This window comes from Pseudarthrobacter sp. TRD_SC_9, from assembly GCF_055361265.1.
This window is the reverse complement of the sequence record NZ_CM143956.1, coordinates 2,043,124-2,061,441: the sequence shown is the minus strand read 5'-3', so window position 1 is coordinate 2,061,441 and position 18,318 is coordinate 2,043,124. Positions and strand designations below refer to the sequence as shown.

At 64.4% G+C, this 18,318-nt stretch carries 17 protein-coding genes; 16 read left to right on the top strand and 1 reads right to left on the bottom strand.

The genetic code is table 11. The features are described 5' to 3' along the window. Positions 1–76 precede the first annotated feature (76 nt). Genes ACWA13_RS09620 through ACWA13_RS09600 form a run of 5 tightly spaced genes read left to right on the top strand, consistent with a single transcriptional unit; the run spans position 77 to position 5,195 of the window. Complete coding sequence (locus ACWA13_RS09620; protein WP_463933589.1) at positions 77–1,081, top strand: sugar phosphate isomerase/epimerase family protein; 1,005 nt, start codon at positions 77–79, stop codon at positions 1,079–1,081. Positions 1,082–1,128: 47 nt separating this feature from the next. Next, the gene (dhaL, locus tag ACWA13_RS09615; RefSeq protein WP_463933588.1) at positions 1,129–2,889 is read left to right on the top strand and encodes a dihydroxyacetone kinase subunit DhaL; all 1,761 of its coding nucleotides are present in this window, start codon (positions 1,129–1,131) and stop codon (positions 2,887–2,889) included. Continuing rightward, complete coding sequence (locus tag ACWA13_RS09610) at positions 2,886–3,368, top strand: ribose-5-phosphate isomerase (protein ID WP_463933586.1); 483 nt, start codon at positions 2,886–2,888, stop codon at positions 3,366–3,368. The genes dhaL and ACWA13_RS09610 overlap by 4 nt, the downstream gene beginning before the upstream one ends. A gap of 2 nt (positions 3,369–3,370) precedes the next feature. Further along, a complete protein-coding gene (locus ACWA13_RS09605; protein WP_463933584.1) occupies positions 3,371–4,339 on the top strand; it encodes a 3-hydroxyacyl-CoA dehydrogenase family protein in 969 nt (322 codons plus the stop codon). 37 nt (positions 4,340–4,376) lie between these two features. After that, on the top strand, positions 4,377–5,195 hold the full coding sequence (locus tag ACWA13_RS09600) for a triose-phosphate isomerase family protein (RefSeq protein WP_463933582.1): 819 nt from the start codon (positions 4,377–4,379) through the stop codon (positions 5,193–5,195). On the opposite strand, the gene ACWA13_RS09595 is transcribed toward ACWA13_RS09600, so the two are convergent. After that, positions 5,167–6,438: a PrsW family intramembrane metalloprotease gene (locus ACWA13_RS09595; RefSeq protein WP_463933580.1), complete on the bottom strand. Its 1,272-nt coding sequence runs from the start codon at positions 6,436–6,438 to the stop codon at positions 5,167–5,169. The two genes, ACWA13_RS09600 and ACWA13_RS09595, sit on opposite strands and share 29 nt — an antisense overlap. Positions 6,439–6,571: 133 nt before the next feature. Between ACWA13_RS09595 and pyrR the strand changes: the two genes are divergently transcribed. The 11 genes from pyrR (at position 6,572) to coaBC (ending at position 18,254) form a co-directional block, all read left to right on the top strand. Then, positions 6,572–7,156, top strand: coding sequence for a bifunctional pyr operon transcriptional regulator/uracil phosphoribosyltransferase PyrR (pyrR, locus tag ACWA13_RS09590; RefSeq protein ID WP_463933578.1), 585 nt, complete (start codon positions 6,572–6,574; stop codon positions 7,154–7,156). Then, positions 7,153–8,223 carry an aspartate carbamoyltransferase catalytic subunit gene (locus ACWA13_RS09585; protein ID WP_463933576.1) on the top strand — a complete coding sequence of 357 codons (1,071 nt, stop codon included), beginning with the start codon at positions 7,153–7,155 and terminating at the stop codon, positions 8,221–8,223. The genes pyrR and ACWA13_RS09585 overlap by 4 nt, the downstream gene beginning before the upstream one ends. Beyond that, positions 8,224–9,576: a dihydroorotase gene (locus tag ACWA13_RS09580; RefSeq protein ID WP_463933575.1), complete on the top strand. Its 1,353-nt coding sequence runs from the start codon at positions 8,224–8,226 to the stop codon at positions 9,574–9,576. It begins immediately after the preceding gene. Next, complete coding sequence (locus tag ACWA13_RS09575) at positions 9,576–10,097, top strand: PH-like domain-containing protein (protein WP_463933574.1); 522 nt, start codon at positions 9,576–9,578, stop codon at positions 10,095–10,097. The genes ACWA13_RS09580 and ACWA13_RS09575 overlap by 1 nt, the downstream gene beginning before the upstream one ends. Continuing rightward, positions 10,078–11,433, top strand: coding sequence for a glutamine-hydrolyzing carbamoyl-phosphate synthase small subunit (gene carA / locus ACWA13_RS09570; protein WP_463933573.1), 1,356 nt, complete (start codon positions 10,078–10,080; stop codon positions 11,431–11,433). Before ACWA13_RS09575 ends, carA begins: the two co-directional genes overlap by 20 nt. Beyond that, the gene (carB, locus tag ACWA13_RS09565) at positions 11,433–14,762 is read left to right on the top strand and encodes a carbamoyl-phosphate synthase large subunit (protein ID WP_463933572.1); all 3,330 of its coding nucleotides are present in this window, start codon (positions 11,433–11,435) and stop codon (positions 14,760–14,762) included. Before carA ends, carB begins: the two co-directional genes overlap by 1 nt. Then, positions 14,755–15,663: an orotidine-5'-phosphate decarboxylase gene (gene pyrF / locus ACWA13_RS09560; protein ID WP_463933570.1), complete on the top strand. Its 909-nt coding sequence runs from the start codon at positions 14,755–14,757 to the stop codon at positions 15,661–15,663. Before carB ends, pyrF begins: the two co-directional genes overlap by 8 nt. 87 nt (positions 15,664–15,750) lie before the next feature. Continuing rightward, on the top strand, positions 15,751–16,068 hold the full coding sequence (gene mihF / locus ACWA13_RS09555) for an integration host factor, actinobacterial type (RefSeq protein ID WP_463933569.1): 318 nt from the start codon (positions 15,751–15,753) through the stop codon (positions 16,066–16,068). Between the two features lie 49 nt (positions 16,069–16,117). Beyond that, on the top strand, positions 16,118–16,690 hold the full coding sequence (gene gmk / locus ACWA13_RS09550; RefSeq protein WP_463933567.1) for a guanylate kinase: 573 nt from the start codon (positions 16,118–16,120) through the stop codon (positions 16,688–16,690). Positions 16,691–16,729: 39 nt separating this feature from the next. Continuing rightward, entirely contained in the window at positions 16,730–16,990 is a 261-nt protein-coding gene (gene rpoZ / locus ACWA13_RS09545; protein ID WP_463933565.1) for a DNA-directed RNA polymerase subunit omega, read from the top strand. A 10-nt stretch (positions 16,991–17,000) separates the two neighbouring features. Next, complete coding sequence (gene coaBC / locus ACWA13_RS09540; protein WP_463933563.1) at positions 17,001–18,254, top strand: bifunctional phosphopantothenoylcysteine decarboxylase/phosphopantothenate--cysteine ligase CoaBC; 1,254 nt, start codon at positions 17,001–17,003, stop codon at positions 18,252–18,254. The last annotated feature ends 64 nt before the right edge of the window (positions 18,255–18,318 follow it).

The following is an 18,318-nucleotide window of genomic DNA, read 5'->3' as shown; positions in this document are numbered from 1 at the left end:
AAACCACTGTGATCTTGACAACCTTCTCGCATTAGTAAATCCTATAGGAAACATGATTACGAAGGAGTGAAGCAACGTGGCTTACACAGCTGAGACTTGGCCCATCACTGCGGCACTGCTGCAGTTCCCCGGAACTGATGTCCAGGGCAAGGAGATTAACGACGCCGACGCCTCCGTATGGGCGGATGTCCTGACTGAGGTCAAGGAGGCCGGCTTTGCCAACGCTGACCTGACGGACAGCTGGATCCGTCCGGGGGACCTCAGTAAGGAACGCCTCGAAGAGTTCAAGCGCACCGCCGCGAACGTCGGAATTGGAATTCCGGTTATTTCCGCCATCCGGCGCAGCGTGATTGAGGAGGCAAATTGGGAAAGCAATCTTGCCTACAGCCACCGCACCATCGACGCCGCCGCCGAGCTCGGTTGCGAGGTAGTCTCCTTCGGATTGCACCAGGCACTCACTTCCGAGCAGCAGAAACAACTGTGGTTCTGGACGGTTGAAGGCCACAAGGACCCGGTGGGGGACAAGGATGCCTGGAACAACGCCGTCTCCCGGTTGCGGGAACTGGGCCGCCATGCAGCAGAAGTCGGCGTCCTCCTCTCCCTGGAAATGTACGAGGACACGTACCTGGGTACGGCTGATTCCTCAGTACAGCTGGTCCAGGACATCGGACTCAGCAATGTGGGCCTGAACCCCGACCTGGGCAACCTGGTCCGCCTGCACCGTCCCATCGAGGACTGGCGCGAGATGGTGGCCAAGACATTGCCGTACTCCAACTACTGGCACGTGAAGAACTACATCCGGGACGAGGATGTGGCGCGCGACAGCTATATCACCATGCCCGCCCCTATGGAGAGCGGCCTGATCAGTTACCGCGAGGCCTTCAAAGTGGCACTGGCTGCCGGCTACCAGGGGATCATCTGTGTCGAACACTACGGCGGGGACGGACTCAGCGTGGCGGCCAGCAATCAGGAGTACCTCCGCCGGCACGTGTTGCCCAAGAAGGACGGCTACGCTCTGGGCCGGAGCCAGGTGGCCCAGGGACGGCAACGGCCCGCCGCCCTCGAGTTGGCAACTTCCTGACCAACCTGACCCATCCTGATTCAACCAACTGGATTCAATGAGGAACCATGACCCAGATCTTCGACAATCCCGCTGATTTCGCGGATGAGGCACTGGACGGCTTTGTGGCTGCCAACCGCGGCTACGTCACCCGAGTGAACGGCGGCGTCGTCCGCTCCACAGAGGTGCCTGCCGGCCAGGTGGCGCTGGTAGTAGGCGGCGGCTCCGGACACTACCCCGCGTTCGCCGGCCTTGTGGGACCAGGGCTTGCAACGGCATCGGCATGCGGCAACATGTTTGCCTCGCCCGCTGCCGGGCAGGTCTACCGGGTGGCCAAGGCAGCCAACGCCGGTGGCGGAGTCCTCCTGAGCTACGGAAATTATGCCGGCGATGTGCTGCACTTCGGCCAGGCCCAGCTGAGGCTGAACGACGAGGGCATCGAAACCCGCACGGTGCTGGTCACGGACGACATCGCCAGCGCCCCGCAGGATCAGATCGAAAAGCGCCGCGGGATAGCGGGTGACCTCACGGTGTTCAAAATCGCCGGCGCGGCAGCCGAAGCAGGCTTGAACCTGGACGAGGTGGAGCGGCTTGCCATCAAAGCCAATGACCGTACCCGCTCCCTGGGCGTTGCCTTCGACGGTTGCACCCTGCCCGGAGCGGACGAACCCCTGTTCCACGTGCCGGCCGGCCAGATGTCCCTGGGCCTGGGCATCCACGGGGAACCGGGCATCTCAGAACATCCCATGCCAACGGCATCGGAGCTTGCCGATCTCCTGGTTACACGCCTCCTCGCGGACACGCCGGAGAATCCGGGGAATCGGGTGGTTGTGATCGTCAACGGCCTGGGGACGATCAAGTACGACGAACTTTTCCTGCTGTTCGGAAAGACAGAAAAGTTGCTGACCGAGGCCGGGCTGACCATTGTTGAACCAGAATGCGGTGAGCTGGTGACCAGCCTGGACATGTCGGGACTGTCCCTGACCCTCTTCTGGCTGGACGAGGAACTCGAACAGCTGTGGGCAGCCCCGGCCGACACCCCGGCGTACCGCAAGGGAAACCTTGCCCCGCGCGCGCCCCGCACAGCAGCACTGATCGCCGAAGCCGCCGTTGAGGAAACCGAAGCGCCCTCGGCAGCGTCCGCTGAACTGGGCAGGAACGCTGCCGAGGTGCTCGCCCAGGTGCGTGACGTCGTCGCACATCATGAAGAAGAGCTTGGTCAGCTGGATGCAGTTGCCGGCGACGGCGACCACGGCATCGGGATGCGCAGGGGTGTCGAGGCAGCGGCGGAGGCGGCCGCGCAGGCCGCTGCTGCCGGCGCTTCAGCGGGCCGGGTACTCGCAGCGGCCGGAGAAGCGTGGAGTGAACGCGCGGGCGGTACCTCCGGCGCGCTGTGGGGATCGGCCGTGATAGCCGCCGGCCTGGCCCTGGGAAACAAGCCGTCCTACGAAGAGAAGGATGCCGCGCCCGTGGTGGATGCATTTGTCAACGCCATCACCACGCTGGGCAAAGCAGAACAGGGGGACAAGACGATGGTGGATGCCCTCCTGCCGTTCCGGGAAACCTTTCACCGCGAGCACGACGCCGGGACCGCCCTGGGGGCGGCCTTCACCATCGCGGCCGATGCTGCCACGAAGGCCGCGACAGAGACTGCGAGCCTGCGCCCCCTGAAAGGCCGGGCCCGTCCGCTGGCAGAAAAGAGCCTTGGTCATCCGGATCCCGGGGCAATCTCGTTGGCCTTGATCGCCGAACGCGTCGCCACTTTCATCGAATCGCAACTGACCCATTCTGAACTGGCCGCCGCGGCCGGAAACGGAGCAAAACCATGAGTGCAAACCCAGGATGGCGCATCATCATCGGCAACGATGAGGCCGGTGTCGAGTACAAGGAAGCCTTTAAAAAACTCCTCACCGCGGACAGCCGGGTGGCCTCGGTGGTGGACATCGGCGTCGGCACCAACGATTCCACCGCCTACCCGCACATCGCGGTAAACGCAGCCCGCAAGGTAGCCGAGGGTGAAGCCGACCGGGCGCTGCTCATTTGCGGAACGGGGCTGGGGGTCGCCATCGCGGCCAACAAGGTTCCCGGCATCCGTGCCGTAACCGCCCACGACAGCTATTCCGTGGAACGTTCCGTCCTCAGCAACAATGCCCAGGTCCTCACCATGGGTCAGCGCGTCATCGGACTGGAACTAGCCAAGAAGCTCGTAGGCGAGTGGCTTGAGCACCGCTTCGACGAAACGTCAGCGTCCGCCGGCAAGGTAGACGCCATCTGCTCCTATGAACCTGAATACACGAAGGCAGTCTGATCATGACCACAACACCCGGTAACACCCGCAGGATCGCCGTCGTCGGATCCGGATACATGGGCGGCGGCATCGCCCAGGTCCTGGCACTGGGCGGAGCCCGCGTGGCCCTCGCCGATGTGTCAGCCGAAGTTGCGCAGAAGAACTACGACCGGCTGCTGGCTGAATCGGACCAGTTTGTGGCCGATGGCTTGTTCCCCGAGGGCGCCACGGCCATCCTTAAGCAGAATCTTTGGGCTGCGAGGGACATCGAGGAAGCCGTGGCTGATGCGGACTTCATCGAAGAGGCCGTGCCTGAGGTTCTGGCCATCAAGCACCAGACTTTGGCCCGAATCAGCGCTGCAGCCAGGCCGGATGCCATCATCGGTTCAAACACGTCCACCATCTCCATCGCCGAACTCTCCGAACCGGTCAGCAACCCGGAGCGGTTCCTCGGTGTGCACTTCTCGAACCCGTCACCCTTTATTCCTGGTGTGGAAGTCATTCCCCATGCCGGAACCTCCGCGGCAACTGTAGGTGCCGTCCGCGACCTGGTCCACGCGGCCAACAAGCAGACTGCCGTGGTCAAGGACGTGACCGGCTTCGTCCTGAACCGCCTGCAGTACGCCCTCTTCCATGAAGCGGCCCAGCTGGTGGAGCAGGGGATCGCAACCGCCGAGGACGTGGACACGCTGGTTCGCACCACGTTCGGGTTCCGGCTGCCGTTCTTCGGTCCGTTCGCGATCGCCGATATGGCTGGCCTGGATGTGTACAACTTCTGCTACAAGTCCCTCCAGACCGAATTTCCGGAGCGCTTTGCCACCCCGAAGATCCTCACCGACCTGGTCGAAGCGGGCAAGCTGGGCACCAAATCCGGCGCGGGCTTCCTCAACGTTCCCGCGGACCGCACCCCCGAGCTCATCGCTTACCGCAACAAAGCGTACGTGGCCATGCAGAAACTCATCGAAGAGCTGGGTCCGGCCCCCATCAGCTGAGAGCCCTACCTGCTCGAGGAGAAGTGATCGAGGACAAGTGAGCAATCCGCAAGTGATCTATGTGGGTGTCAGCACCAAGATGTACCTGGGGTACCGGGAGAGCCTGGACTGGTTGGCTGGAATACGGCACGAAGTGGACTCCCGTCCGGCCCTCGCGGCCGGCCGGGTGGTCCCGTTTGTCATTCCATCCTTCCCGGTGCTTCCGGCGGCCGCCACCATCGTTGCAGGATCACCGCTCGTGCTGGGTGCGCAGGATTGCGGATGGGCCGATGGTCCATGGACAGGTGAGGTCTCGCCGTCGCTCCTGGCCGAACTGGGTGTGGGCCTGGTAGAGATCGGGCATGCCGAACGGCGGCAGCATCTCGGCGAAGACAATGCCATGATCGCCCGGAAGGTTCGGGCAGCCGACAAAGCCGGCATCACGCCGCTCCTGTGTGTTGGCGAGGACACTGTGGATGCTGACGGCAGCGAAACGGGAGGGGCGGAAGGCGCGGCCAATTTCGTCCATCAGCAGATTGAGGAAGCCGTAGACGGCGACTGGGCGCTGGCGTCCCGGGCAATCATCGCTTACGAACCCGTCTGGGCCATCGGCGCACCGGAACCAGCCGGCGCAAGGTATGTCACCGCCGTCGTTCATCACCTCCGTGACTTGCTTGACGGTCACGGCGAGGGTGCGGGCAGCGCATCAGAGTCACCGATCATCTACGGCGGCTCGGCAAAGCCAGGGCTCCTGCCAACGCTCGACGGCGTCTCCGGACTTTTCCTGGGCCGCTTCGCCCACGATCCGGCGAACTTCGGCAAGGTGCTGGACGAAGCCCTCGCCGGCGTCAGTGGGCTACGGCCGCCCGCAGCCTGAGGATCTCCTGCAGTGCACGTTGTTCATCGAGCTGGTGGACGGCCACATCCCGGCCGGCCAGGATCCGCTGGCGGGTAAAGGCCAGCTGGGTGGCGGCCCGGATGAACTCCTTCATGTAGCCACGGCGGTTGGAACCGCCGGCCCAGGCAAGCGCAGCCCGCCGGCCGGCCCCTGTGGCGAGCATGTCCACCTCGGCGGGAGTGAACCAGCCCGCGGCGGCATACTCGCGGAGGCGCTGCCGGGTCAGCCGGTTTTCGGCAAGGCGGACGAGGACGACGACGACTGCCACCAGCAGGAACATCGGCACCTGGAACGTGAGGTACTGCAGCAGGAAGTCTTGGCCCATGCTGTTCCAACGGTTGTGCAGGAACATGGCCGGCAGCAGTCCCACAAAAAAGGCCGCCACTGACAGGCCGTTGTGCCAGCGCCGTGCGGCGAAGCCCATGATCAGGCCTGTGGTGCCGGTAAAGACTGCATGGGCAAAGGGAGACATGATGCCCCGCAGGAAGAAGATCGAGACCAGGTCCGTCGCCGGGCTGCTGGAGTCGGCGACTGCCCGGCCGAAGTACAGAATGTTCTCGGTGAATGCGAAACCACCGGCGATGGTGAATGCGAAAACCACGCCGTCCACGGGGCCGTCGAAGTACTTCCTGGCAAGGAGGAGGAGCATCAACAGCCCGAGCGACTTCGCAAACTCCTCGACGATGGGCGCCTGGATTGTGGCCATGAAGGTGAAGTATTCCGCGTCCGAGGAAAACTCCCGGGACATGGCGAACAGCGGCTGGATCAGCAGCGTCACAGCGATGGATACTGCGGCTCCCCAGGTGAAGGCAAAAAGCAACAGCCGCTTGGGTTCAGGCTCCCAGCGGTCTATCAGGAAAACCGTGAGAAGCACCACAGACAGTGGAACTAGGGAGGCGATGAAACCGATCAGGAATCCCGCCGCTCCAGTGCTGGAGAGCAGGAAAGGAACCACCAGGAACAAGCTGAGGAACGCCAGGCCGGCGCCCCCCAGGACGAGTACCAGCACTCCGGCGCTCCGCCCGGTCCGGGCCGCCACCGCAGGCGGAATCATGGACTGTACGCCGCCGGACGGGCCACCGGGCGCGGGCCGGTAGTCTCCCGGATCGACGTGCCCCAGCCAGGTCGGGTTGGCCTGGCCTCCGCCGGGACCGGCAGGCCCACCCTGCCGGTGCTGTCCGCCACCGGAAGGATCGGGGTACTGTGATTGATTTGTCGGCATGCCGAAAGCCTATGGGGCTGCAGGCCGGGCGCCAAGAAACCGCGCGGGCGTCCGGTGTGCGTGTGGTAATTTGAAGAGTCAAATATTCCTTTTTTAATTCCGTCCTGTGAGGCGGGGAAAGGGGAGACGAGCGTTGACTTCTGTCACCAATGTGCCTGTTCCGGCCAGGGTTGTACTCAACCAGGCGGACATTGACCGGGCACTGACTCGTATCGCCCACGAGATCCTTGAGGCTAACAAGGGCTCCCAGGATCTGGTGTTGCTGGGCATTCCGCGGCGGGGTTATCCGCTGGCCCTCCGGCTCGCCCGGAAAATTGCTGAGGCCGATCCCACTGTTGATGCTGCCGCCATTGTCGGCCAGCTTGATGTCACCATGTTCCGGGACGATCTTTCCCACCAGCCCACCAGGCCGCCGCACCCCACCCAACTGCCGGCGTCCGGCATTGACAACAAAGTCGTGGTGCTCATCGACGACGTCCTGTACTCCGGCCGGACCATCCGTGCTGCCCTTGATGCCCTGGTGGACCTTGGCCGCCCCCGCATTGTCCGGCTCGCCGTCCTGATCGACCGCGGCCACCGTGAGCTTCCCATCCGGGCGGACCACGTCGGCAAGAACCTGCCCACCGCTTCCTCGGAAAAAGTCAGGGTGCACCTCGCCGAGACTGATTCCGTCAACGGTGAACCCGTCAACGAAGTGGTCATCGAGGCAGGCGCGTGAAACACCTCCTCTCCACCCAGGACCTCAGCCTGGCCAATGCAGTACGGATCCTCGACACCGCCGAGGAAATGGCGGCGGTAGGCGAGCGTGAGGTCAAGAAGCTTCCCGCCCTCCGCGGCCGCACGGTGGTCAACCTCTTCTTCGAGGACTCCACCCGCACCCGGATTTCCTTCGAGGCGGCCGCCAAGCGGCTCTCCGCGGACGTTATCAACTTCGCGGCCAAGGGTTCCTCGGTGTCCAAGGGTGAGTCGCTGAAGGACACCGCCCAAACGCTGTCCGCCATGGGCGCCGACGCCGTCGTCATCCGGCACTGGGCCTCCGGGGCGCCGCACCGCCTCGCGGCTACTGACTGGATCGACGCTGCCGTCATCAATGCCGGCGACGGAACCCATGAACACCCCACCCAGGCCCTCCTGGATGCGTTCACCATGCGCCGCCACTGGGCAAAACTCAGCGGTGTGGCTTCCATCGGCGCCGATCTGTCCGGCATGCGCGTTGCCATCGCCGGTGACGTCCTGCACTCCCGCGTGGCCCGCTCCAATGTCTGGCTGCTTCGCACTCTAGGTGCCGACGTGACGCTGGTGGCACCACCCACTCTGCTGCCGATCGGCGTCGAATCCTGGCCCTGCAGGGTCAGCTACAACCTGGACGAAGTGATTGAAGGGGGAGTGGAAGCTGTCATGATGCTCCGCGTCCAGGGCGAGCGGATGAACGACTCCTTCTTCCCCTCCACCCGTGAATACTCGCGGCGCTGGGGATTTGACGACAACCGGCTCCGCTCACTGGACACGCTTGGCCTCAAAGACACCATCATCATGCATCCCGGTCCCATGAACCGCGGGCTGGAGATTTCCTCCGCTGCAGCGGACTCGCCGCGGTCCACGGTGCTCGCGCAGGTGCGTAACGGCGTGTCGGTACGGATGGCTGTCCTGTACCTGCTGCTCTCCGGGGACACCCGGGAGCCGGCCATAGCGGGCGCTGCCCGCACCGATACTGCCCGGACCGACGCTGCCCGCACCGATACTGCCCGGACCAGCGCAGCCCCTTCCACTAAGGAGAGCAACTAAATGGCTGAGAACAACGGAACCTACCTGATCCGCGGTGCCGCAATCCTGGGTGCGGGTGCCGAAGACCTCCTGATCCGGGACGGCTTGATTGCCGCCCGTGGTGCCGACGCCTCGTCTGCTGAGGACGCCGAGGGCGCCACCGTCATTGACGCTGTTGGCCTCGTTGCGCTGCCCGGCATGGTGGACATCCATACCCACCTCCGCGAACCCGGCCGCGAAGACGCCGAGACGGTGGAGACCGGTACCCGCGCGGCCGCGCTGGGCGGCTATACAGCTGTCCATGCCATGGCGAACAGCAATCCGGTGGCCGATACCGCCGGCGTGGTGGAACAGGTACACAGCCTGGGCCGGGCCTCCGGCTGGGTGGACGTCCGTCCGGTTGGTGCCGTCACCGTTGGTCTGGCAGGGGAACAGCTGGCCGAACTCGGTGCCATGGCTGACTCCCGCGCACAGGTCCGCGTCTTTTCCGACGACGGTATCTGCGTCCACGATCCCGTCCTCATGCGCCGGGCCCTGGAATACGTCAAAGCCTTCGACGGCGTCGTAGCCCAGCACGCGCAGGAACCGCGCCTTACCGCCGGTGCCCAGATGAACGAAGGAACCGTGTCCTCAGTGCTCGGCCTGGCCGGCTGGCCTGCCGTCGCAGAGGAAAGCATCATTGCCCGCGATGTCCTGCTCGCGCAGCATGTGGGCTCCCGCCTGCACGTCTGCCACGTCTCCACGGCCGGTTCGGTGGAGATCATCCGCTGGGCCAAGGGCCGCGGCATCAACGTCACCGCGGAAGTGACTCCCCACCACCTGCTCCTCACCGACGAGCTGGTGCGCAGCTACGATCCGGTCTACAAGGTCAACCCGCCGCTGCGCACCGACGCGGACGTCCAGGCCCTTCGGGAAGCCCTCGCTGACGGAACCATCGACGTCGTCGGCACCGATCACGCTCCGCACCCCAGCGAACACAAAGAATGCGAGTGGGCGCAGGCGGCGATGGGCATGACCGGCCTGGAAACCGCGCTTTCCGTGGTCCAGCAGACCATGATCGACACCGGCCTGATGGACTGGGCCGGTTTCGCCCGGGTCACGTCCACTACTCCGGCAGCTATCGGCAGGGTCGCTGACCAGGGCCGGCCACTGGAAGCCGGCGAACCGGCAAACGTCATTCTTGTAGATCCGGCTGCACGCTGGACCGTGGATCCTTCTAAGATGGCAACCATGGGCCGGAATTCACCTTTCAAGGGCAGGGAACTGCCCGGCAAGGTGGTGGCTACTTTCTTCAAGGGACATCCCACGGTCCTGGAAGGCAGCCTGAACACCCCCTTCCGGCACGCTGCCGAAGCGGCAGCAGGTGCTTCCTGATGGACACACGGCTTCTCTCGCTCGTTATCACGCTCGCCCTCATTGCCGTTGCCTTCGCCCTGATCGGCATCGGCTGGCGGAGCCGGCTGAGGCGGCAGGCCGACGTCGGGGTGTTGCCTGAGTTGCCACCGGCACTGGGCGAGCCGGCAGCGGCAGCCGAGGGCCAGTACGTCTCCACCACCACCTCGGGTGACTGGCTTGACAGGATTGCGGCGCATGGCCTCGGCATCAGGACCAATGCTGAACTGGCCGTTTACCCGCACGGCGTGGTTTTTGACCGCTCCGGGGCCCCGCCGCTGTACATCCCGGCGGCCAGCCTGGTGGACGTACGGCAGGACAGCGGCATGGCAGGGAAGTTCGTCGAGAAGGACGGACTCCTGATTGTCAGTTGGCAGCATGGTACCCGCGGCCTGGACACGGGTTTTCGCACCCGGCGTGCAGCGGACAATGAAGTCCTCTTCGAGGCCCTCCAGGAATTGATTTCGTCAGCCCCCTCGGCTGATGCCCATAGTGGAAAGTAAGACAGTGACGGAAACCCGCACAGCGCAAACGACAGCGACAGACACAGCAGCGAAAGCGAACCCAGTGACAGCAACCTCCGCTCCGGCACGGCCCGCAGCATCCGCCCCGGCCGCCCTGGTACTGGAAGATGGCAGGATCTTCCGTGGCCAGAGTTACGGCGCCATTGGCACCACCCTGGGCGAAGCCGTCTTCGCCACCGGTATGACCGGCTACCAGGAAACCATCACGGACCCCTCCTACGCCCGCCAGTTGGTGGTGCAGACCGCGCCGCACATCGGCAATACCGGTGTGAACGACGACGACGCCGAGTCCCGCCGCATCTGGGTGGCCGGCTACATTGTCCGGGACGCCGCGCGGCGCCCGTCCAACTGGCGTTCACTGCGCAGCCTCGACCAGGAACTGGTCGAGCAGGGGATCGTCGGGATCCAGGGCGTGGATACCCGTGCCATCACCCGTCATCTGCGCGAGCACAAGACCATGCGTGCCGGCATTTTCTCCGGCGACGCAGCAGCGGCAAGCGACAAGGATCTCGTCGACGCCGTCCTGGCCAGCGCACCCATGGAAGGTGCCCGCCTGGCCGAGGAAGTCAGCGTCACTGAGGCCTACGTGGTTGAGCCCAAGGACTACGGATGGGACGGCGACGCCCGATTCACCATCGCAGCGGTAGACCTCGGCATCAAAGCCATGACCCCGGTCCGTTTCGCCGAACGCGGCGTGCGGGTCCACGTGCTCCCTGCCACCGCCACGCTGGAAGACGTCAAAGCGGTGAATCCGGATGGCTTCTTCATGTCCAACGGCCCCGGCGACCCTGCCACCGCCGACGCCCAGGTCAACCTGCTGCGCTCAGTCCTGGATGAAAAGCTGCCATACTTCGGCATCTGCTTCGGCAACCAGATCCTGGGCCGGGCCCTGGGATTCGGCACGTACAAGCTGCGCTACGGCCACCGCGGCATCAACCAGCCAGTCATGGACCGCCGCACGGGCAAGGTGGAAATCACCTCGCAGAACCACGGCTTCGCCGTTGACGCACCGCTCGACGGCGCCACCCAGGCTCCCGAGGAACGGTACGGCCGCGTGGAGGTCAGCCACATCAGCCTCAACGACGACGTCGTCGAGGGCCTCGCCTGCCTGGATATCCCGGCCTTCTCCGTCCAGTACCACCCCGAAGCGGCGGCCGGTCCGCACGACGCCGCCTATCTCTTTGACCGCTTCATCGACCTGATGGAAGGCACCCGCGATGGCCGGACGGCCAACCTGTCCGGTGAGCCCGTCGATTCCGTACACCCTGCCGGCGCAGAACACAAAAACGCCAACAAGACTGAGGACAAGAAGTAATGCCGAAACGTACAGATCTCAAAAGCGTCCTCGTCATTGGCTCGGGCCCGATCGTCATCGGCCAGGCTGCCGAGTTCGATTACTCCGGCACCCAGGCGCTGCGAGTGCTCAAGGAGGAGGGCCTGCGGGTCATCCTGGTGAACTCCAACCCGGCAACCATCATGACGGACCCAGAGTTCGCCGACGCGACCTACATCGAGCCCATCACCCCTGAAGTGGTGGAGAAAATCATTGCCAAGGAGCGGCCTGACGCCATCCTGCCCACCCTGGGTGGCCAGACTGCGCTGAACACCGCCATCGCGCTGGACAAGAACGGCGTGCTGGAGAAGTACAACGTGGAGCTGATCGGCGCGAACATCGCGGCAATCGAACTCGGTGAGGATCGGGAGAAGTTCAAGGGCGTGGTGGAACGCTGCGGCGCCGAGTCTGCCCGCAGCCACATCATCCACACCATGGACGAGGCGCTCACGGCCGCCGAGGACCTCGGCTACCCCATGGTGGTCCGGCCCTCCTTCACCATGGGCGGCCTGGGATCGGGCCTGGCCTACAACGAAAACGACCTCCGCCGCATCGTGGGCCAGGGCCTCCAGTACAGCCCCACCAGTGAGGTTTTGCTCGAAGAGAGCATCCTTGGCTGGAAGGAATACGAGCTTGAGATGATGCGGGACAAAAACGACAACGTCGTGGTTGTCTGCTCCATCGAGAACTTCGATCCGGTAGGCGTCCACACGGGCGACTCCATCACGGTGGCACCGGCACTGACCCTGACCGACCGTGAGTACCAGCGCCTCCGCGACATTTCGATCGCCGTGATCCGTGAAGTCGGCGTCGATACCGGTGGCTGCAACATCCAGTTCGCCATCGATCCCGCCACCGGCCGCGTCGTCGTGATCGAAATGAACCCCCGGGTCTCGCGCTCCTCGGCGCTGGCGTCCAAGGCCACGGGATTTGCGATTGCCAAGATCGCCACCAAGCTTTCGCTGGGCTACACCCTCGACGAGATCCCCAACGACATCACGCAGAAGACTCCCGCTTCCTTCGAGCCCACGCTCGACTATGTCGTGGTCAAGGTTCCACGGTTCGCCTTCGAGAAGTTCCCGGCTGCGGACAACACCCTCACCACCACCATGAAGTCGGTGGGCGAGGCCATGGCCATGGGCCGCAACTTCACCGAAGCCCTTCAGAAGGCGCTCCGGTCCCTGGAGCAGAAGGGCTCGCAGCTGGACTTCACCAGCGTTCCCGAATGGGAGGTCGCCGAGCTCATTGAGAAGTCCAAGCGTCCCACGACCGAGCGTCTGCACCAGGTGCAGCGCGCCATGCTGGGCGGCGCCACCGTGGAGGACCTTTTCGAGGCCACCAAGATCGATCCCTGGTTCCTTGACCAGTTGCAGCTGCTCAACGAGATCTCGCACGAGATCCGCCAGGCCCCGGCACTGACCTCCGAGATGTTGAAGCGGGCCAAGCGTCACGGCTTCTCCGACGAGCAGATCGGCGCCCTGACCCACAACTCCGAGGCCGTGGTCCGCGGCGTGCGGCAGGCCCTTGGAATCCGCCCGGTCTATAAGACCGTGGACACCTGCGCCGCCGAGTTCGCCGCGTACACCCCGTACCACTACTCCGCCTATGACGAGGAGGACGAGGTTGCGCTGCACGCCAAGCCCTCCATCCTGATCCTGGGCTCCGGTCCCAACCGCATCGGCCAGGGCATCGAGTTCGACTACTCCTGCGTGCATGCCTCCATGGCGCTGCGCAAGGCCGGCTACGAGACCGTGATGGTCAACTGCAACCCGGAAACAGTCTCCACGGACTACGACGTCTCCACCAGGCTCTACTTCGAGCCACTGACCCTCGAGGACGTCCTGGAGGTCATCGCGGCCGAGGAACGCACGGGCGGCGTGATGGGTGTGTTCGTCCAACTGGGCGGCCAGACCCCCCTCAAGCTGGCCCAGCAGCTCGCCGACGCCGGTGTCCCCATCCTGGGCACCTCCCCGGAAGCCATTGACCTGGCCGAACACCGTGGCGCGTTCGCCCGCGTGCTGGACCAGGCGGGCCTCATCTCGCCCACGAACGGCACTGCGGTGTCCTTCGAGGACGCGAAGAAAATTGCCGATGAAATTGGTTACCCGGTCCTGGTCCGCCCGTCTTACGTGCTGGGCGGCCGGGGCATGGAAATCGTCTACGACGAACCCAATCTTTCCCGCTACATCGCCAACGCCACGGAGATCACCCCGGACCACCCGGTGCTGATCGACCGGTTCCTTGAGGACGCAGTGGAGATTGACGTCGACGCCCTGTTCGACGGCAAGGACATCTACGTCGGTGGCATCATGGAGCACATCGAGGAGGCCGGCATCCACTCCGGCGACTCCGCCTGCGTCCTTCCTCCGATCACCCTCGGCGGCAACGTCCTGGAGCGGGTCCGCACGGCCACCCGTGCCATCGCAGAAGGTGTTGGCGTGCGGGGCCTGATCAACATCCAGTTCGCCCTGGCCTCGGACGTGCTGTATGTCCTGGAAGCAAACCCCCGGGCATCACGGACTGTGCCGTTCGTCTCCAAGGCCACCGGCGTCCAGATGGCGAAGGCTGCGGCCCTGATTGGTACCGGCGTGACCATCCACCAGCTCCGCACCGCTTACAAGATGCTGCCGGAAACCGGCGACGGCTCCAGGTTGCCCTTGGACGCGCCTGTCTCCGTCAAGGAAGCTGTCCTTCCGTTCAGCCGCTTCCGGACTCCGGAGGGCAAGGTTGTGGACTCGCTGCTGGGCCCGGAAATGCGCTCCACCGGCGAGGTCATGGGCATCGACAAGCACTTCGACACGGCCTTCGCCAAGAGCCAGGCAGCCGCCAACAACGCGCTGCCCACTGAGGGCAAGATCTTTGTCTCCGTGGCCAACCGCGACAAACGCTCGGTCATCATGGGCGTCAAGCGGCTCTCCGACCTTGGGTTCGAAATCATTTCCACCGGTGGTACCGCCGACGTCCTGCGCCGCAACGGCATCCAGGCCACGCCGGTCCGCAAAGTGGCTGAAGGTTCCAGCGCCGAGGGCGAAGGCACCATCGCGGACCTCGTCATCGCCGGCGACATCGACATGGTGTTCAACACTCCCTCCGGCGGCGAGGCCCGCAGCGACGGATACGAGCTGCGCGCCGCAGCTACGTCGATCGGTATTCCCTGCATCACCACCGTTGCGGAGTTCAACGCCGCCGTGCAGGCCATCGAGGCCATGCGGACCTACGAATGGTCCGTCACCAGCCTGCAGGAACACGCTGCCGCCCTGGCCGCTTCGCAGCTGGCGGATGCACAGAAAATTGCCCTGCAGAATGCCTGAGGGTACGCCTGGCAATGCTGAAACGGCCGGCCGGGAGCCCTTCGGTGCCCGGCTGGCCGCGGCCATGGCCGCCCGCGGCCCGCTATGCGTGGGTATCGATCCGCATCCCGCGCTCCTGAAGCACTGGGGGATGAACGACGACATTGACGGGCTGAGGCGTTTTTCGCTCACCGCCCTGGGGGCCGTCAATTCCCTCGCTGCCGCCGTGAAACCTCAGGTCGCCTTGTATGAGCGCCACGGTTCGGCCGGGATGGCGGTCCTGGAAGAGGTCCTGGCCGCCAGTGCCGATGCCGGCGTCCTCAGCATCGCCGACGCCAAACGCGGCGACATCGGGTCCACCATGGCTGCTTACGCTGATGCCTGGCTTCGCGACGGTTCCTCCCTGGCTGCGGATGCCGTGACGCTCAGTCCCTACCTGGGCTTCGAATCGCTCCGTCCGGCGCTGGACCTCGCGGTGGAGTACGGCCGGGGTGTGTTTGTCCTGGCACTGACCTCCAACCCCGAGGGTGCTTCAGTGCAGCATGTGGGTGCCGAAGATTCCGTCGCCCGCCGCATCACCGAGGCTGCTGCTGCCGAGAACCACCGCGCTGCTGCGTCAGCGGCAAAGACAGCAGGAACCCCGGGAGGGGCAACCCTGGGTTCTGTAGGACTGGTGGTAGGTGCCACGGTGGGTTCCGCCGTCGAACGCCTCCGCCTGGACCTGACGGCCATGGGCGGTCCTATCCTGGCACCGGGCCTTGGCGCGCAAGGTGGCACGGCACGGGAAATGCGCTCAACCTTCGGAGCGGCGTATCCCCAAGTACTGGGAACCTCCAGCCGGGAGATCCTCTCCGCGGGGCCAGAAGCCGGTGCCCTGCAGGAGGCATCCAGGCGCACCTTGGATCTGCTGCGCATTGATTAACCGGCCCCGGCGGGGGTAGGTTCAGGAGCAGTCGAGGGCGCTGGTCCTGGACGCTTCCTGACCCTACAAGCACGGGGAGAGCAAACAGTGAGCCTTCGACCCCTGACTGCCGAACAACGCACTGAGGCCCTGAACAAGGCTGCCGCCGCCCGGGCAGCGCGCGCTGCGGCAAAAGAACGACTGAAAAACGGTGAGTTGAGTGCTGCTGAGCTGCTGTCCGCAGCGAGCGAGGATGACGCCCTGGCCCGGATGAAAGTGGCCGAGCTTTTGGAATCAAGGTCAGGGATCGGCAAGGTGCGCGCTGCAGCAATTATGAAACAGCTGGGGATTGCGGCATCACGGCGGCTGCGGGGGCTGGGCGTCCACCAGCGCCGGGCACTGGTAGATTTTATAGACGAAAAGTAGTGGCGGGGCCTAAAAGCCCTTCCACCCGCATACCGCCGCAAAGGAATACGTGAGCAAGAAACCCGGACTGACAGTCCTCGCCGGCCCGACGGCCGTCGGCAAAGGCACCGTATCCACTTATATCCGGGACAACTATCCCCAGGTCTGGCTGTCAGTTTCAGCCACTACCCGTGCCCCACGGCCCGGTGAGCAGGACGGAGTGCACTACTTTTTCAAGTCGAAGGAAGAGTTCGAGTCGCTGGTGGAGGCCGGTGAATTCCTGGAATGGGCCGTGGTCCACGGGCAGAACACGTACGGCACCCTGAAAAGCACGGTAAACCAGGCCATCGCGGAAGGCCGTTCGGTGCTCCTTGAAATCGACCTGCAAGGCGCCCGGCAGGTAAAAGAGGCTGTTCCGGACGCCCAGTTCGTCTTCCTGGCCCCGCCCAGCTGGGAAGAAATGGTTCGCCGGCTGGTGGGCCGTGGCACCGAAACTCCGGAAGAACAGCAGCGCAGGCTGGAAACCGCTAAACTGGAACTTGCTGCTGAGCCGGAGTTCGACCACACAGTCATCAATGACGACGTTCGCCGGGCAGCGGACGAGCTTGTTTCACTCATGGGGCTGGCACCGAACCCGCGCTGAGCGCCGGAACGTACCCGCCCGTTAGAATTTGGAGAATTCGTGTCCACGAACCTTGAAGGCATCATCAACCCGCCGATCGACTCCCTGCTTGAGGCAGCGGATTCCAAGTACGGTCTGGTCATCTTCGGTGCCAAGCGTGCACGCCAGATCAACGCCTACTACGCCCAGCTGCACGAGGGCCTGTTTGAGTACGTTGGCCCGCTGGTAGACACCAAGCTGAACGAGAAATCACTCTCGATCGCACTGCGTGAGATCAACGAAGGCAAGCTCGTTTCCACGCCAGTCGAAACCGCAGAGTAGCCTCCGTTCCGTGCGCATAGTCCTGGGAGTCGGGGGAGGGATAGCTGCCTATAAGGTGGCATCCCTCCTCCGGCTTTTTACTGAAGCGGGCCATGACGTCACGGTGGTACCCACCGAGGCGTCCACACGTTTCGTTGGCGTCGCTACGTGGGAGGCGTTGTCCGGGCATCCGGTCACCAACAGCGTGTTCGATGACGTCGATCAGGTCCGGCATGTCCGGCTGGGTCATGAGGCGGATCTGATAGTCGTCGCCCCTGCCACGGCGGACCTGCTGGCGCGGGCGGCGTCCGGCATGGCCAACGACCTCCTGACCAACACTTTGCTGATGGCCCGCGGACCGGTGGTTTTCGCGCCTGCCATGCATACGGAGATGTGGCAGAACGCAGCTACCCGGGCCAACGTCGAGACGTTGCGCAGCCGTGGCATCACGGTCCTGGAGCCTGCCAGCGGCAGGTTGACCGGCTCCGATTCCGGCCCCGGACGACTGCCCGAACCCGAAGCGATCTTCGAGGCAGCGCTGGCACTTGCCGCACCGCCGTCGGACTATTCAGTGGCCGGAGCGCTGTCCAGTGGCTCCCTGTCAGGGAGAACAGTCACCGTCAGTGCAGGCGGTACCCGCGAACCCCTGGACCCCGTACGTTTTCTGGGCAACCGTTCGTCCGGCAAGCAGGGGGCGGCGCTGGCCGCAGCAGCCCGCGACGCCGGGGCCATCGTGACCCTGGTGGCCGCATACATGGAAGTCCCGGCACCCGTTGGCGTGGAAGTTGTCCGCGTGGAGACCGCGCTGGAACTGCGCAAGGCCATGTTGTCCGCCGCTGCTCAATCAGACGTCATCGTGATGGCGGCCGCCGTGGCCGATTTCAGGCCGGCAGCGGTTTCGGACACCAAGATCAAAAAGCGGGACGACGCCGATGACCCCGTGATCACCCTGGTCCGTAATCCGGACATCCTGCATGAACTGGTTCAACAGCGCACGGAATCCGGCAGGTCGCAGCTGATCGTGGGGTTCGCCGCGGAAACTGGCGACGAGCACGGCGATGTCCTGGCTTACGCCAGGGCGAAACTGGAGCGCAAAGGCTGCGATCTGCTGGTGGTTAACCAGGTGGGCCAAGGCAAAGTCTTTGGCCAGGATTCAAACTCCGTGGTCATCCTTTCAGCGGCAGGCGACGATCCCGAATCTGCATCCGGAAGCAAGGATGAAGTTTCGGCAGCGGTGATCGATCGCATTGGCTCTGAACTGAGCCGTGTCGTTCCGCACATCTGAGGCTCATGGCTGGTCCTTCCCCGGTCGCCGGGGGACATCTGCTGCCGCTCCCGCGAATTCCAAC